Raw genomic sequence first — 13,672 nt, forward strand, 5'->3', positions numbered from 1 at the left:
TCCGCTTTTATTTGGAGAAAAACCCATGCAACTGACCGGCCACATCACCCCCGAGAGCCTCATGAGTCTGGAGGCCTACACCAAGTGGCGCAAGCTTCACAAGCCCGAAATCATCGCGCACCGCAAGCTGCGCAGCGTCGTGCTGGGCGAACACATCAACCTGCAATTTGAGAGCGAGACCACCATCCGCTACCAAATCCAGGAGATGCTGCGCATTGAAAAAGTCTTTGAAGAAGAGGGCATTCAGCAAGAGATTGAGGCTTACGCGCCGCTGGTGCCTGACGGCCGCAACTGGAAGGCCACCATGATGATCGAGTACACCGACATCAACGAGCGCAAGCGCGAGCTGGCCCGGCTCATCGGTGTAGAAGACCGCATGTTTGTCGAGGTCGAAGGCCATGCGCGCGTGTACGCGATTGCCGACGAAGACATGGACCGCGAAAACGACGTCAAAACCAGCGCCGTGCATTTTGTGCGGTTCGAGCTGACGCCCGCCATGTGCGCGTCGGTCAAGGCCGGGGGCGCGGTCAAGCTGGGCTGCGACCACACCCACTACCCGGCGCACATGCAAATTCCGCCCGAAACCCTGACCAGCCTGGCTGGCGACTTGCGCTAAGCCTGCTCGGCGCTCCGGGCCGACCCGGCCGGCCAGGCAGACCATGACGCGTCGGGCGTGGCCTCGATGTGCAGCGGCTCACCGGTCGTGGGGTGTTTGAGTGACAGCGTGCGTGCGTGCAGCCACAGGCGCTGCAGACCCAGCCACTCGGCCACGGCACGGTTCAGCGGACCTTTGCCGTGGGTGGCATCGCCCAAGATGGGGTGGGCAATGTGTTTCATGTGCCTGCGCAGCTGGTGGCGCCGCCCGGTGAGCGGTTGCAGCTCGACCAGCGCACAGCGCGTGGTCTCAAAACCGCCGTGGGGCAGCGGCAGTTCGTAACGTTCCAGGGTGCGCCAGCGCGTCTGTGCTGTCTGCACCTCTTCGCGCTCGCTGCGCATGTCGTCCGGCATGCGCTTGAGCGGGTGGTCGGTGAAGCCCTCAGGGGCGGGCCAGCCGCGCACCACCGCCTGGTAGGTTTTGTTCAGGCCGTCACCCGCTTCAAAAGCCTGGCCCAGGGTGCGCGCGGTGGCTGCGCTCAGCGCAAACAGCAGCACGCCGCTGGTGCCTTTGTCGAGGCGGTGCGCGGGCCACACCGGTTGGCCCAGCTGGTCGCGCAGCATTTGCAGGGCAAAACGTGTTTCGCCGGCGTCCAGCCCGGTGCGGTGCACCAGCAGGCCCGGCGGTTTGTTCACCGCTGCAAGATAATCGTCGACGTAAAGGATTTCCAGCATGTTGTTTGTATTGTCCCCCGCCAAAGCGCTTGACTATGAAACGCCGCCGCACGTGGCGACCCACACCCAGCCGCTGTTTGTGGAGCAGGCCACCGAGCTGATTGGGGTGTTGCGTGAAAAGTCGCCGCAGCAGATCGCCGAGCTGATGAAGCTGTCGGACCCGCTGTCGGGCCTGAACGTGGCGCGCTACGCCGCCTGGGCGCCCAAGTTCACGGCCCGCAATGCCAAGCAGGCGGTGCTGGCCTTCAATGGTGATGTGTACGAAGGCCTGGACGCCAAGTCACTGACCGAGCCGGACCTGGACTGGCTGCAACAGCACCTGTGCATTTTGAGTGGTCTGTATGGCGTGTTGCGCCCGCTGGACTGGATGCAGCCCTACCGCCTGGAAATGGGCACGCGCCTGCCCACGGCGCACGGCAAAAACCTCTACCAGTTCTGGGGCAGCCAGATTGCCGAGTACCTGAACAAGCGTGCTGCGGCCGACCTGAGTCCGGTGGTGGTCAACCTCGCCAGTGAGGAGTATTTCAAGTCGGTGGACCGCAAGGCGCTCAAGCCGCGGGTGGTGACCTGTGCGTTTGAAGAGCGCAAGGGCGACGGCTACAAGATCATCAGCTTCATGGCCAAGCGCGCCCGCGGCTTGATGGTGCGCTACGCCGTGCAACACCGCCTGAGCACGCCCGAGCAGCTCAAGGGTTTTGATCTGGAGGGCTACCGCTTTGTGCCCGCAGCGTCTGAAAGTGACCGCCTGGTGTTCCGGCGCGAGCACAAAGCCTGATCATCTGAGCACCGTTGCATTGTTTGCCAAGGCATGCACGCCATGAACCAAATCATCACGCCCGAACTGCGCCAATGGCTGACCCAACAGGCCGCTGAGGGCCATTCCCGCCAGTCGGTGCTGGACGCCTTGCTGAAGGCCGGCTGGCAACCTGAGACCGCCGCTCTGGCGCTGGAGAGCGAATGGGACGAACAGCAGCGCCAGCGCGCAGCAGCCTCTGCCCGCTTGCCGGCCCAGCGTCTGCCCGACCTGGACTTGGCTCGGTCGCCCCGCCAGATGGACGTGGGTGACCGCTGGGTGGACGTGATTGCCACGCTGGCGACGCCGCGTGTGGTGGTGCTGGGCAATCTGCTGAGCGCAGACGAGTGCGACGCGCTGGTGGCGGCGGCGCGCCCGCGGCTGGCACGTTCGCTCACGGTGCAGACGCAGACCGGTGGCGAAGAGCTCAATCCCGACCGCACCAGCCAGGGCATGTTTTTTAGCCGGGGCGAGAGTGAACTGCTCACGCGCATCGAAGCCCGCATTGGCCGGCTGCTGAACTGGCCGGTGGACCATGGCGAAGGCATGCAGGTGCTGCGCTACGGTGCTGGTGCGCAATACAAGCCGCATTACGACTACTTTGACCCGGCCGAGCCGGGTACGCCGACCATCTTGCGCCGCGGCGGGCAGCGGGTGGCCACGCTGGTGATGTACCTGAGCGAGCCGGCACGTGGCGGCGGCACCATCTTCCCGGACGTGGGGCTGGAAGTGGCCCCGGTGCGTGGCAACGCGGTGTTTTTCAGCTACGACCGCCCGCACCCCGCCACCGGCACGCTGCACGGCGGCGCCCCGGTGATCGAAGGGGAGAAGTGGGTGGCCACCAAGTGGTTGCGCGAGCGTGTGTTTGAATGACAGCGCCGCGCCCCCATGTGAAGCGCTGTCTGCACCCAACCGCCCCTGCATGGCGCTCAGGAACCCCATGAAAGTTGCCAGCAACGGCTTGCGTTTTGAAGTTGAAACCGCCGGCCACGACAGCGCCCCGGCGGTGCTGCTCACCATGGGCCTGGGCATGCAGCTCACCGCCTGGCCCGAGCGTTTGTTGACGGCGCTGGTGAACGCGGGCTACCGCGTGATCCGCTACGACAACCGCGACATCGGTTTGTCCAGCCACCTGGACGCGCTGGGCGAGCCCAACCTGCTGTGGCAGTTCGTCAAGTCGCGTCTGGGCTTGCGGCTGCGCTCAGCCTACACCTTGCAAGACATGGCGCAAGACGCGCTCGGCATTCTGGACGCGCTGGGCGTGGCGCGCGCGCATGTGGTCGGCGTGTCCATGGGCGGCATGGTGTCGCAGCGCATCGCGGCCACTGCGCCCGAGCGTGTGCTCAGCCTCACCAGCGTCATGAGCTCCAGCGGCGCACCGGGCCTGCCCGGCCCCAGCCCCGAGGTATCGCGCGCCATGGTCACCCGGCCCAAAAGCCAGTCACCCGAAGACGTGGTGGACCATACGCTCGACATTTTTCGGCTCATTGGCAGCCCCGCCTACCCGCAAGACATGCCCGTGTTTCGCCAGCACCTGCTGGACGGCGTGAACCGCAGCTACCACCGGGCCGGCGTGTCGCGCCAGTTGCTGGCCATCATGACCGACCGCCAGCGCCACACCTTGTTGCCGCGGATCGTCTGTCCCAGCCTGGTTATTCACGGCGCGGCCGACCCGCTGGTGCCCATGGCCTGCGGCCAAGACACGGCGGCGCGCATTCCCGGCGCTCGTTTTGAAGCCATTCAGGGCATGGGCCACGACTGGCCGCCCGGCGTGGCCGCGCTGCCTGGCCGCCCGGCGTGGCCGCGCTGCTCGCCCAACACATTGTTCCGCACCTCAACGCTGCAACCGCACCCGACCCAGCATGAACGCCAACACCCCCGAATACTCCCAGCTGGGCAAAGCCTCGGCCTACATCGACCAGTACGACGCGTCGTTGCTGTACCCGCTGCCGCGCGAGGCCAAGCGGCGTGAAATTGGCATTGCCGGCAGCGTACCGTTTCTGGGCGCTGATATGTGGACCGCGTTTGAGCTCAGCTGGCTCAACCTGCGCGGCAAGCCCCAGGTGGCGCTGGCCCACATCACCATTCCCTGCGAGAGCACACACATTGTTGAGAGCAAGTCGTTCAAGCTGTACCTGAACAGTCTGAACAACACCCGGTTTGAGAGCGCCGACGCGGTGCGCGAGCGCATGCGCAACGACATCAGTGCCACCATCTGGCACGGTGGCCCGGTGCAGATCACCGCGGGTGTGCGCCTGCTGCTGCCCGAGCTGTTTGACTGCGAACCGGTGCAGGAACTGGACGGCCTGTGCATTGACCGGCTCGACGTGGAATGCACGCACTACCAGCCTGCACCCGAGCTGCTGAGCGCCGCGCTGCACGAAAAGCCGGTGGAAGAAACGCTGGTGAGTGACCTGCTGAAAAGCAACTGTCTGGTGACCGGCCAGCCCGACTGGGGCACGGTGCAGATCCGTTACAGCGGCCCGCAGATCGACCAGGCGGGGCTGCTGCAATACATCGTGAGCTTTCGCAACCACAACGAATTTCATGAGCAGTGCGTGGAGCGCATGTACATGGACATCATGGCCCGCTGCAAACCCGCCAAGCTCATGGTCTACGCGCGTTACACCCGCCGCGGCGGGCTCGACATCAACCCCTGGCGCAGCAGCCATCCGCAGCTGCCGCCGGCCAATGTGCGCACGGCGCGGCAGTAGTCGCTGGAACCCGGTTTTTTAAGCAGCCGGAGCGTCACCCGCGACACCTGAGCCAGCCCCATCCAGGGCACCGCCGGGCCGGCTTTGCCGGACGGCCAGTGCCGCCCCCTTGAGGGGGTCGCGCGCAGCGCGGCGGGGGGGGAGCCATCTCAAAGCATTTTCTGAATCAGCGCACCCTTGAACAACACCGGCCCGGTGGGGCCGGTTTCGCTTGGCACGCCGCCTTTGGGCTCCAGGCTGATGGCCAGCGTGGGCACTTCGCGCACGTCGCGCTGGTCGGCGGCCAGTTGCAGCAGCTTGTCCGGGCTCAGCACGCCCAGTGAGCGTGGGCCGCCGGCGGGTGGCAAGGCCCACAGCTGCAGCGACTTGTCGGCCGCTTCCTGGTAGCCGCCCACGCGTTGGAGCGTCAGGCGGCCGTTCTTCGGGTCAAACGTGACCAGCATCGACGCGCTGGCCTGGTCGTCGTTGAGCACCGCCACGTATTCGATCTGCGGCTGGGCCGACAGCTGCGCTTGCAGTTCACCGATCTGCGCGCCCAGGTTGTCGCGCAGGCCCACGGCGGTGACCACCGCCAGCACCGTGGCCAGCGCGCCAGCGGCGGTGGTGCCACGCCACAGCGCCAGGCTGCGCAGCCAGCCGCCCGGCGCGGGCTTGGCGGCCAGGGCGCGGGCGGCGGCCATGGCCGCTTGCTCGCCATTGGCGCGCACCAGGTTGTCAATGCGCGTCCACACGGCCGGGGGCGGAGTGGTGGGGTTTTGCAGCTCGTTCATGCTGGCCACGCGGCTTTGCCAGATGAGCGCGGCCGCACGCACCGGTGCCTGTTCGCGGGCCAGGGTTTCAAACCGGCGGCGCGCGCCACCACGCAGCGTGCCCAGCGCGTAGGCGCTGGCCAGACGGTCCAACAGCTCAGGGTGTTGCAACAGGTTCATAAATAGGTTTCAATTTCTCTCGGCACCGGAGCGTCTTGCGCACCGCACGAAGTGTCCCAATCCAAGGGCACCGCCGGGCCGGCTCCGCCGGACGGCCAGTGCCGCCCCCCTTGAGGGGGGTGACGCGAAGCGGCGCGGGGGGTGTTCATGCAAACCCTGCCATACAGTGGCGCAACTGGTCCAGCCCGCGCCGTATCCAGGTTTTTACCGTGCCCAGTGGCAACCGCAGCTGCTCGGCCAGTTCACCGTGGCTCAGGTCGCGCAGGTAAGCCAGGCTCACCACCTCGCGCTGTTTGTTGTCCAGCCGGCCCAGGCACTGGTGCAGCGCCCAGGCCTGCTGGCTGGCCAGGCTGGTGTCCATGGGGTTGGGCGCATCGCCGGCCAGCGTGTCGGCCATGGCGTCGTCGATCTCGTCGGTCAGGTGTTCGCGCTCGGCCTTGCGCCGGCGCAGCAGGTCCAGCGAGCGGCTGCGCACGATCAGGCCCAGCCAGGCCATGGGCGGGCTCAGGCTCGCTCGGTAGTCGGGTGCGGTGCGCCAGATCTGCAAAAACGTGTCTTGCAGTGCGTCTTCGGCCCACTCGTTGTTGCGCACCACCCGCAGCGACAGGCCGTACAGCTTGCCCGAGGTCAGGTCGTACAGCGCCTTGAGCGCGGCCTCGTCGCGCTGGGCCACGCGGTCCAGCAGCCCCATGAGTTGTGCATCGGGTTCGTCTTGCATGGGCGCATTGTGCGGGAAGCCCTCCGCTTTTGCTGGCGCCCAGGCGGGCCACCCACCCAGCCAGCCCATCACAAACGGCGCCGGCGCGGCACCACCTGGGTGGGCACGCTGAGCGCGGTCACGGGCAACACGCGGATGCTGGTGGCTGGCAGCTCCAGCAGCTGGTCGGCGTGCCACACGCGCACGCGCGCCGCGCCTTCGGGCACGTCTTGCAGCATCGCCACGCCGTCGGCCCCGGTCTTTACCGCCCAGGGCGTGTTGGCCACGTACACAAAACCGCGCATGGAGCCGTGCAGGTGGCAGCCCAGCTGGAAGGCGCCGGCTTTGTCCAGCGTCACGTCGGCGCTGCTGGGTTCTTGGCCTTCCAGCTGGCCGGCCAGCCGCAGTTCAAACCCCGCTTGCGCGGGAGCGTTCAGGCCCGCCAGGCCGGCGGGTGTGCCGCGCACATGGTGTTCCCAGCGGTCCTGGTTGGTGAAGCGCACGCGCGAGCCCACCGGCAGCACGCTGACCGCAGGCGAAAACTGCATTTTTTGCTGGGTGATGGTGGCCTGCACCGGCGCCGGCGCGCGCAGCGCTTGCCCGCTGGCGGGCTCCAGCACCACCACCGCGTCGGCCAGGGGTTTGCCGTCCCGGGCCAGCACCGTGACCTGTACCGTGGCCGCCTGCGCTGCGCCTGCCAGCGCGAGCCAGGCGAGTGCGTGGATCGGTTTCAAAAAGTTTTGCATGGCAGCGGCCTTCAGCGTGCGTTGACCACATCGCGGTGCATGGGCGCCAGCAGCGCCAGCAACTGGTTTTGGCGGGTGAAAGCCATACCGCGCGCGTTCATGCTCACTTGCAGCACCTCGACCAGCGCATTGAAGTGGCTGCGGGTCACATCCATGTTGGCGTGGGCTTCCTTCATGTCGGGGCCTTGGTACACACATGGGCCGCCTGCGAGCTGGCACACCTGGTCGGTCAGTTGCTTGGCCAGGTTGTCGAGTTGGGTGTCTTTGAACTGGTCACCGATGCGCGGGTCGGCCTTGAGACGCACCACAAAATCGTCCATCAGGGCGCGGATGCCGGCTTGTTCGCCAAAGGCCTGGTACAAGCCAGCGGCCGGTGCCATGGGGTAGGCGCTGGCGGGCGAGGCGGCCGGGGCCGGGGCTTTCAGAGCCATCGACTGGGCCAGGGCGTGGCCGCTGCCCATGGCGAGCAAGGTGAGGGCGGCAGAGGTGATGAAGGTTTTCATGGGGTGGGTTCAAAAAAGGAGGTGATCGGGCGGGCTGGCGTGGTGGCACAGGTCAAAAAGCGACCTGGGCTGAGAGGTACACGCCGGTCTGCTTTTTGTTGTTGGTGGTGGCGGGCACAATGCGACCCAGGTCCACGTAGGCGGCGGTGAGCGACAGGTTTTTGTTCGGTGCCCAGGCAATGAAAATGTCCTTCCAGTCGTCGGCGCGCAGGCCATTGCCCAGGCCGGCGGCGGCGCCCGCGCGCTGCAGCTTGTTGGGCATGGCGCGGTATTCAAAGCCCACCGCCACGTTGCGGCTGAGCAGGTAGGCCACCGAAATTTCGGGCTGCAGTTCGTAGCCGTTGTCTGCGCCGCCGAGCCTTGCGCCATGGCCCAGCAGGCCGTTCTGGTTGGCGCGGGTGGCGCGCAGCGTGCCGTTCACCAGCAGGCCTTGCGCCAGAAACAGCTTGGTAGCGCTCACATACACGTCCACGCCGTCGCGCTCGGCGCCCAGGGCGTCCAGCGTGCCGTCCAGCCCGCTGCGCTGAAGGCTTTTCACTTGCACGCCCACGGCAATTTGCGGCATCAGGGTGTCGCTGTCCAGCACCGCATCACCGGCCACGCGCACTTTGGCGCCCACGATGTTCTGCTTCAGGTGCAGCCCCGGCAAGCCCAGCAGGGTTCCGGTGATACCGGTGTTGAAGTCTTGCCGCGCAATGGACAGCTCTACCCGGTCGTTGATGCCCACCGCCGCGCCCGCCACGGTCAGGCCGTAGTCCTGCGTAGTGGCACGGCTGATGAAGGCGGACACACCGGTCTCGCCTTCGGTGGCCTGGCTGCCGATCACAGCCCAAGGCGTGAGGCCACCGCCAGCGACGCCTTCGACCGTGCTCACGCCCCCGGTCAGCAGCAGCTTGCCGGTGTCGGCGTGGGCGGGCGCGGCTGCGAGCAACGCAGCAGCCAGGGGCAGCAGGGCCAGGGGCCGTGGCAGGCGAAAAGGAGCGGTCGGTGTGTGTGTCATGGCGTGTGGTGTTTGTTTGAAAAGTGAGGGGCTGAAGAGCCGCCAGTGCATCTGGCTTGCTGACTACGCAGCCCGGCGGCGACTGGATTCAGCGGCGCCTAAATCCCTTTGGCTTGAAGGGGTTTGTGAATCCAAAGCGTTGCCCGGCTGCGTATCCACAACGTCGGTGCTGCAACAACCCCCATCGGTACACCGGCTGCTTTCCCAGCTTGTCCTTTCGTTCAAACCCACGCTTCACAGGAAAAAACCATGTCCAACATCACCACCGTGTCTTCTTCCCTCATCGCAACGCCCGCATCGCGCCGCAGTTTCATGCGCAGTGGCGGCGCGCTGTCAGCCGTGGCCGTGGCCCTGCTCGCCGGCAAAGACGTGCTCGCCCAGGGCATGAACGCCGACACGTCCAAAGACGTGGCCATCCTCAACGTGGCGCTGGGCCTGGAGCACGAAGCCATCAACGCCTACCAGCTCGGTGCCGGCAGCGGCCTGCTGCAAAAGCCGGTGCTCGACATCGCCGTGCAGTTCCAGGGCCACCACAAAACCCACCGCGACGCCCTGGTGGCCACCATCCAGAAGCTGGGTGGCCAGCCGGTGGCCGAGATGACGCTCGCCGCTTACGCCAAAGCGCTGAATGCCGGCGCATTGAAAAGCCAGGCCGATGTGCTCGACCTGGCCGCCCGCCTGGAGCTGGGCGCCACCAACGCTTACTTGAGCGTCATTCCATCGCTGGGCAACCGCGATCTGGCCAAAGTGGCTGCGCGCCTGGCAGCGGACGAAACCATGCATTTCACGATTTTGAACAACGCGCTGGGCCGCCCGCTGCCCGCCGGTGCCCTCTCGTTCGGCGCCTGATTTTTGTCTTCAAGGATCGGCCGCTGGCCGGCCCACCTTGTTTCCCGTCACCCGCGTTTTTTCAACCAAGCCACCGAGGAGTTATTCCATGTTCATTAAAACCACCCTGGCCGCCACCGCAGCCCTCGCCCTGTCTGCCTGTGCCTCCAACATGAGCGCGCCCGCCCCCATGATGTTTTCGCAGGCCAGCCTGCCTGCGGCCGTGCAGGTGCCCGCCGGCCACAAGGTCGCCATGGAAACCGTGGGCGTGGGCCAGATCACCTACGAATGCCGGGCGAAGAAAGACGCCGCCGGGCATGAGTGGGTGTTTGTCGGCCCCGACGCGAAGCTGATGGGCCGCAGCGGCCAGCAAGTGGGCACCTACTACGGCCCGCCCGCCACCTGGGCGAGCCTGGACGGCTCCAAAGTCACCGCCACCCAGCTGACTGTGGCGCCGGGCGGCACGGGCAACATCCCGCTGCAGCTGGTGAAGGCCACCCCTGCGATGGGCTTGGGCGCCATGCAGGGCGTGAGCTACATCCAGCGCGTGGCCACACAAGGCGGCATCGCCCCGGCCATGCTGTGCGATGGCAGCAAGATGGGCAGCAAGGAAATCGTCAAGTACCAGGCCGACTACATCTTCTGGAAGGCTGTCTGATCGAAGACAGCGCGGGTGCCGAAAACACACCGTTCGCCCTGAGCCTGTCGAAGGGCTTTCGCTGTGCTGGCTTCGACAGGCTCAGCCCGAACGGTTCAGGCGTTCACACCGCGCGGCGGAAGCCTTCCAGCAGGTTCACCGCGTTGGTGCCCACCGCGTCCACCGCGTAGCCGCCTTCAAACGTGAACACCGTGGGCAGGCCGGCGCTGGCCAGTGCCTCGCCCACGGCAAGGTAGTCCGCGCTTTGCAGCGTGAAGCCAGAAATCGGGTCGCCTTCAAACGTGTCCAGCCCCATGGGCACCACCAGCGCGTCGGCTTTGAAGGCAGTCACCGCGTCCAGCGCACGGCCGAGGGCGGCGCGCCAGGTGGTGAAGTTCGTGCCGCGTGGCAGCGGCAGGTTCAGGTTGAAACCTTCGCCCGCACCCGCGCCGCGCTCGTCCGCATGGCCCAGGAAAAACGGGTACTCGGTGGCCGGGTCACCATGAATCGACACCGTGAGCACGTCACCGCGTTCGTAAAAAATGGTCTGCGTGCCGTTGCCGTGGTGGTAGTCCACGTCCATCACCGCCACGCGCTGCCGGCCACCGTCGCGCAGGGCCTGTGCGGCCACAGCGGCGTTGTTCAGAAAACAGTAGCCGCCAAAAAAGTCGGCCCCCGCGTGGTGGCCGGGCGGGCGGGTGAGCGCAAACGCGCTGCGCGCACCGCCCAGCACCTCGTGCGCCGCCGCCAGCGCACACGCGGCACCCCCACGCGCCGCCGTCCAGGTGCCGGCCATCAGCGGAGAACCCGAGTCAAACGAAAACAGGCCCAGGCGCGCTGCAAAGTTGGCGGGCAGCACGTCGGTGCGAAAAGCGTGGCGGTTGCCCAGGGGCCACACCGAGGGCAGGGCGTCGCGCTGCGCGTTCGCCGGGTCCATGGCCACCCATTCGTCCCAGGCGCCGACCAGAAACTGCGTGTAGCGCGGGGCGTGCACGCGGGCAATCGCCGCGTCGAGCTCGGCGTCGTTCAGCGCGGGCGTGAGCAGTTCGCCCAGCGGGCGGCGCTGCAGCTCGGCCAACACAAAGTCCAGCCGCGCCGGCACTTCGTGGCACGGCACCATGCGGCCGCGGAACATCTCTTCGCGCCCCTGGTGCAGGGCGTGGTGGGGGTTGTGGAAGGTTTTCATTTACAGCACCGCTTCCAGTCCTTTGCGTTCAAGCAAATCAAGCAGCTTGAGCGACGGCCCGCTCGGGTGCTTGTCGCCCAACTCCCACTTGCGCACGGTGGAGGTGCTCGTGTTCAACACCGCCGCCAGCACCGATTGGCTCAGGTTCAGGTGCGCTCGCAATGCGCGGATCTTTTCGCTGTCATACGGGGCAATAGGCTCCATGCACAGGGCTTCGTACTGGCCCATCTTGCGCTTGTCGATGAAGCCCAGGCGGTGCAGATCAGCCGCCGTTTCCTGCACGGCATCGAGTACCCGGCTCTTGACCTTGGTTGTCTTGGTGTTGGCTTTAATGGTCATTGCAAATCTCCAGGAGGGCGCCGTCTTCCACGGCCAAAGTCAGCTGCGCTGGTGTGCGGGCCAGCAGATCGGCAGCAAGGGTCTGCAGGGCTTCCCGTTCGTCATTGTCGATGTTGGCGCGGTCGTTCTTCTCAAACCCGAACACGAAAAACCAGCGCGAGCCCTTGTTCGTGGCCACCAGTGTGCGGGCACCGCCCCGTTTGCCGCGACCGGCCAAGCCCACGCGTTTCTTGACAACGCCACCGCCCAGGTCAGCATCGATCAGACCTTGCACCATTTCGGCCACGGCGGTGCACAAAACCTGGTCGGTCAGTTCGGTTTTGCGCATCCAGCGCTGGAAGTGCCGGGTTTTGAAGATGCGGTTCATGCTGCAAAGTATGCCACTAGGTGGCATATATAGTCAACAAGCGCAGAATGGGGGGTCTCTCATGCCGTTCCCACAACTGGCGCGACAATGCTTGCATGAAACCCGTTGTGATCGGCATCAAGACCCAGGACGAGTTGTGCGCCCGCATGCTGTCCATCGCCCGCGGTGAATACAAGCCAAAGCCGTCCGAACCCAAGATCTGGTTCACCTCCATACGCTCGCTGGCCGAGGTACTGAGCGATGAGAACCGCGCCCTGCTCAAGCTGATCTCGGAAAACCACCCCGAGTCCATCACCTCGCTGGCCGAACTCACCGGCCGCCGCACCAGCAACCTGTCGCGCACCCTCAAGACAATGGCCAACTACGGCCTGATCGAGATGCAGCGAGAGAAGAATCAGGTGCGGCCCGTGGCGAAGGCGACGGAGTTTCGGATCGTGGCTTGATGAGGCGTTGCTCCATGTTGTGTGGGCACTTAACTCAATAACTTCAAAAAACTTCCGGATCCACTTCAGATGCAATCAGCCGTCGAAACTCTCAAAAATATTCGCCCCAGTACCAAGTCCAATGTCATGGATCTACTGGTGGCGGCCGGACAGAACGTCGACCATTGGGCCCGCAACGCAGACGGAGGCAAAGTTGCGACGCCCGCTGCAAACCCCAACTATTGCTATGACTGGTCCTTCGGCTCGTCTTCCGAGAACATTGTGCTGTGCGTCTGGCACGAGTCCATCCAGGTTGACAAAGAAACTTTGTTCTTTGCAGAGAACATGCGTGCACTGGACGTGGACCTTTCTGCTGTAGCCAATAGCGCAGGGCGGAGCCCCAAGGACCGTGACAGAGCACGCCAGCAGGCTACGCGGGCACGGGCCTTTGATGCTTTGGTGCGTATCGCATATGAGAAGTTGCTTCCAGTTCGTTTCATCCTGAATGAGGGAAATCGAGCAAGCGATGAGCAGCTTGGCGCAACGTCGTCAGTCGTTGCGAGGAGGGCGCTAGATCCCGATCCTTGGTACGTTCATGAATACAGCGAGCGTAACGGCGAGTGCCGAATCGTGCGAAATCTCAAGCCAGCGCGTGACATGGTTGATGGTGGAAACGATCGGGGAGAAGGAGCCGACCTCGGCCCCGAGGATCTACTACAAGTGAAGGCAATCAGCATCAGGCGCGGACAGCGTGAATTTCGTGATCGACTTCTTGCGGCATGGAGGCGTCGCTGCGTAGTCACTGAAAGTCGTGTGGAAGGTTTGTTGGAAGCAGCGCATATCGTTCCGCATTCTGAGGGCACGGACTATCGAACATCAAACGGGTTGCTCCTTCGATCCGATATTCACACGCTATATGACCTTGGCCTACTCTCGATAGACCAGCATATGCGAGTTCATCTGGCGCCTTCGCTGGCGCTGTCGGAGTACCGTCAATACGACGGAAAGCGCATTGAGCGCAGGCCTGAAGTTGGTGCAGACGCCCCGTCTTCAGAGGCCCTTGGTGTTCGGCACAAAAAATTTCTTGAAAGCCAAACTCGATAGTTTTTGTGATCTCGTCCTGCTGCGTAGTAGATTGATCGCGTAGATTCCGCAAAAAGGTCTGTTGAGCTTCTGTCGTAT

The 13,672-nt window shown here is 65.0% G+C and carries 18 protein-coding genes; 9 read left to right on the forward strand and 9 right to left on the reverse strand.

The genetic code is table 11. The features are described from left to right. Nucleotides 1-25: 25 nt before the first annotated feature. Nucleotides 26-616, forward strand: coding sequence for a DUF3501 family protein (locus AC4QBL_RS01510; RefSeq protein WP_472906752.1), 591 nt, complete (start codon nt 26-28; stop codon nt 614-616). Here AC4QBL_RS01510 and AC4QBL_RS01515 read toward each other — a convergent pair. Further along, nucleotides 613-1,329, reverse strand: coding sequence for a pseudouridine synthase (locus AC4QBL_RS01515; protein ID WP_472906751.1), 717 nt, complete (start codon nt 1,327-1,329; stop codon nt 613-615). The genes AC4QBL_RS01510 and AC4QBL_RS01515 overlap by 4 nt on opposite strands. Here AC4QBL_RS01515 and yaaA point away from each other — a divergent pair. The 4 genes from yaaA (at nt 1,328) to queF (ending at nt 4,836) form a co-directional block, all read left to right on the forward strand. Then, a complete protein-coding gene (gene yaaA / locus AC4QBL_RS01520) occupies nt 1,328-2,104 on the forward strand; it encodes a peroxide stress protein YaaA (protein ID WP_472906750.1) in 777 nt (258 codons plus the stop codon). The genes AC4QBL_RS01515 and yaaA overlap by 2 nt on opposite strands. A gap of 42 nt (nt 2,105-2,146) precedes the next feature. Beyond that, nucleotides 2,147-2,995 (forward strand): 2OG-Fe(II) oxygenase, encoded by an 849-nt coding sequence (locus AC4QBL_RS01525; protein ID WP_472906749.1) that lies wholly within the window; start codon nt 2,147-2,149, stop codon nt 2,993-2,995. A 67-nt stretch (nt 2,996-3,062) separates the two neighbouring features. Continuing rightward, complete coding sequence (locus tag AC4QBL_RS01530) at nt 3,063-4,094, forward strand: alpha/beta fold hydrolase (protein WP_472906748.1); 1,032 nt, start codon at nt 3,063-3,065, stop codon at nt 4,092-4,094. Beyond that, on the forward strand, nt 3,985-4,836 hold the full coding sequence (gene queF, locus AC4QBL_RS01535) for an NADPH-dependent 7-cyano-7-deazaguanine reductase QueF (protein WP_472906747.1): 852 nt from the start codon (nt 3,985-3,987) through the stop codon (nt 4,834-4,836). Before AC4QBL_RS01530 ends, queF begins: the two co-directional genes overlap by 110 nt. A 149-nt stretch (nt 4,837-4,985) precedes the next feature. Here the strand turns inward: queF and AC4QBL_RS01540 are convergent, their stop codons facing one another. The 5 genes from AC4QBL_RS01540 to AC4QBL_RS01560 all read right to left on the reverse strand — a co-directional run bounded on the left by AC4QBL_RS01540 (nt 4,986) and on the right by AC4QBL_RS01560 (nt 8,711). After that, entirely contained in the window at nt 4,986-5,765 is a 780-nt protein-coding gene (locus AC4QBL_RS01540) for an anti-sigma factor (protein WP_472906746.1), read from the reverse strand. Nucleotides 5,766-5,910: 145 nt separating this feature from the next. Further along, complete coding sequence (locus AC4QBL_RS01545) at nt 5,911-6,483, reverse strand: sigma-70 family RNA polymerase sigma factor (RefSeq protein WP_472906745.1); 573 nt, start codon at nt 6,481-6,483, stop codon at nt 5,911-5,913. Between the two features lie 68 nt (nt 6,484-6,551). Continuing rightward, nucleotides 6,552-7,208: a cupredoxin domain-containing protein gene (locus AC4QBL_RS01550; RefSeq protein WP_472906744.1), complete on the reverse strand. Its 657-nt coding sequence runs from the start codon at nt 7,206-7,208 to the stop codon at nt 6,552-6,554. Between the two features lie 11 nt (nt 7,209-7,219). Continuing rightward, the gene (locus AC4QBL_RS01555) at nt 7,220-7,711 is read right to left on the reverse strand and encodes a group I truncated hemoglobin (protein WP_472906743.1); all 492 of its coding nucleotides are present in this window, start codon (nt 7,709-7,711) and stop codon (nt 7,220-7,222) included. Between the two features lie 52 nt (nt 7,712-7,763). Then, nucleotides 7,764-8,711, reverse strand: a complete 948-nt coding sequence (locus AC4QBL_RS01560; RefSeq protein WP_472906742.1) for a DUF3034 family protein — start codon at nt 8,709-8,711, stop codon at nt 7,764-7,766. A 249-nt stretch (nt 8,712-8,960) separates the two neighbouring features. Between AC4QBL_RS01560 and AC4QBL_RS01565 the strand changes: the two genes are divergently transcribed. Both AC4QBL_RS01565 and AC4QBL_RS01570 read left to right on the forward strand, forming a co-directional pair. Further along, the gene (locus AC4QBL_RS01565) at nt 8,961-9,560 is read left to right on the forward strand and encodes a ferritin-like domain-containing protein (RefSeq protein ID WP_472906741.1); all 600 of its coding nucleotides are present in this window, start codon (nt 8,961-8,963) and stop codon (nt 9,558-9,560) included. Between the two features lie 88 nt (nt 9,561-9,648). Further along, nucleotides 9,649-10,197, forward strand: a complete 549-nt coding sequence (locus AC4QBL_RS01570; RefSeq protein WP_472906740.1) for a DUF3455 domain-containing protein — start codon at nt 9,649-9,651, stop codon at nt 10,195-10,197. A 103-nt stretch (nt 10,198-10,300) separates the two neighbouring features. Here the strand turns inward: AC4QBL_RS01570 and AC4QBL_RS01575 are convergent, their stop codons facing one another. Genes AC4QBL_RS01575 through AC4QBL_RS01585 form a run of 3 tightly spaced genes read right to left on the reverse strand, consistent with a single transcriptional unit; the run spans nt 10,301 to nt 12,068 of the window. Next, complete coding sequence (locus AC4QBL_RS01575) at nt 10,301-11,362, reverse strand: histone deacetylase family protein (RefSeq protein ID WP_472906739.1); 1,062 nt, start codon at nt 11,360-11,362, stop codon at nt 10,301-10,303. Then, nucleotides 11,363-11,701: a helix-turn-helix domain-containing protein gene (locus AC4QBL_RS01580; RefSeq protein WP_472906738.1), complete on the reverse strand. Its 339-nt coding sequence runs from the start codon at nt 11,699-11,701 to the stop codon at nt 11,363-11,365. After that, nucleotides 11,691-12,068, reverse strand: a complete 378-nt coding sequence (locus AC4QBL_RS01585; protein WP_472906737.1) for a type II toxin-antitoxin system RelE/ParE family toxin — start codon at nt 12,066-12,068, stop codon at nt 11,691-11,693. Before AC4QBL_RS01585 ends, AC4QBL_RS01580 begins: the two co-directional genes overlap by 11 nt. 95 nt (nt 12,069-12,163) lie before the next feature. Here AC4QBL_RS01585 and AC4QBL_RS01590 point away from each other — a divergent pair, with 95 nt between their 5' ends. Both AC4QBL_RS01590 and AC4QBL_RS01595 read left to right on the forward strand, forming a co-directional pair. Further along, entirely contained in the window at nt 12,164-12,511 is a 348-nt protein-coding gene (locus tag AC4QBL_RS01590; RefSeq protein WP_472906736.1) for an HVO_A0114 family putative DNA-binding protein, read from the forward strand. Nucleotides 12,512-12,580: 69 nt separating this feature from the next. Further along, on the forward strand, nt 12,581-13,594 hold the full coding sequence (locus tag AC4QBL_RS01595) for an HNH endonuclease (protein WP_472906735.1): 1,014 nt from the start codon (nt 12,581-12,583) through the stop codon (nt 13,592-13,594). The last annotated feature ends 78 nt before the right edge of the window (nt 13,595-13,672 follow it).

The organism is Hydrogenophaga sp. L99 (assembly GCF_058731905.1).

Coding starts and splice junctions, on each gene's coding strand:
- AC4QBL_RS01590 (WP_472906736.1), top strand. CDS start 12,164: ATGAAACCCGTTGTGATCGGCATCAAGACCCAGGACGAGTTGTGCGCC.
- AC4QBL_RS01510 (WP_472906752.1), top strand. CDS start 26: ATGCAACTGACCGGCCACATCACCCCCGAGAGCCTCATGAGTCTGGAG.
- AC4QBL_RS01575 (WP_472906739.1), bottom strand. CDS start 11,362: ATGAAAACCTTCCACAACCCCCACCACGCCCTGCACCAGGGGCGCGAA.
- AC4QBL_RS01580 (WP_472906738.1), bottom strand. CDS start 11,701: ATGACCATTAAAGCCAACACCAAGACAACCAAGGTCAAGAGCCGGGTA.
- AC4QBL_RS01530 (WP_472906748.1), top strand. CDS start 3,063: ATGAAAGTTGCCAGCAACGGCTTGCGTTTTGAAGTTGAAACCGCCGGC.
- AC4QBL_RS01540 (WP_472906746.1), bottom strand. CDS start 5,765: ATGAACCTGTTGCAACACCCTGAGCTGTTGGACCGTCTGGCCAGCGCC.
- AC4QBL_RS01585 (WP_472906737.1), bottom strand. CDS start 12,068: ATGAACCGCATCTTCAAAACCCGGCACTTCCAGCGCTGGATGCGCAAA.
- AC4QBL_RS01515 (WP_472906751.1), bottom strand. CDS start 1,329: ATGCTGGAAATCCTTTACGTCGACGATTATCTTGCAGCGGTGAACAAA.
- yaaA (WP_472906750.1), top strand. CDS start 1,328: ATGTTGTTTGTATTGTCCCCCGCCAAAGCGCTTGACTATGAAACGCCG.
- AC4QBL_RS01570 (WP_472906740.1), top strand. CDS start 9,649: ATGTTCATTAAAACCACCCTGGCCGCCACCGCAGCCCTCGCCCTGTCT.
- AC4QBL_RS01595 (WP_472906735.1), top strand. CDS start 12,581: ATGCAATCAGCCGTCGAAACTCTCAAAAATATTCGCCCCAGTACCAAG.
- AC4QBL_RS01545 (WP_472906745.1), bottom strand. CDS start 6,483: ATGCAAGACGAACCCGATGCACAACTCATGGGGCTGCTGGACCGCGTG.
- AC4QBL_RS01565 (WP_472906741.1), top strand. CDS start 8,961: ATGTCCAACATCACCACCGTGTCTTCTTCCCTCATCGCAACGCCCGCA.
- AC4QBL_RS01560 (WP_472906742.1), bottom strand. CDS start 8,711: ATGACACACACACCGACCGCTCCTTTTCGCCTGCCACGGCCCCTGGCC.
- queF (WP_472906747.1), top strand. CDS start 3,985: ATGAACGCCAACACCCCCGAATACTCCCAGCTGGGCAAAGCCTCGGCC.
- AC4QBL_RS01550 (WP_472906744.1), bottom strand. CDS start 7,208: ATGCAAAACTTTTTGAAACCGATCCACGCACTCGCCTGGCTCGCGCTG.
- AC4QBL_RS01555 (WP_472906743.1), bottom strand. CDS start 7,711: ATGAAAACCTTCATCACCTCTGCCGCCCTCACCTTGCTCGCCATGGGC.
- AC4QBL_RS01525 (WP_472906749.1), top strand. CDS start 2,147: ATGAACCAAATCATCACGCCCGAACTGCGCCAATGGCTGACCCAACAG.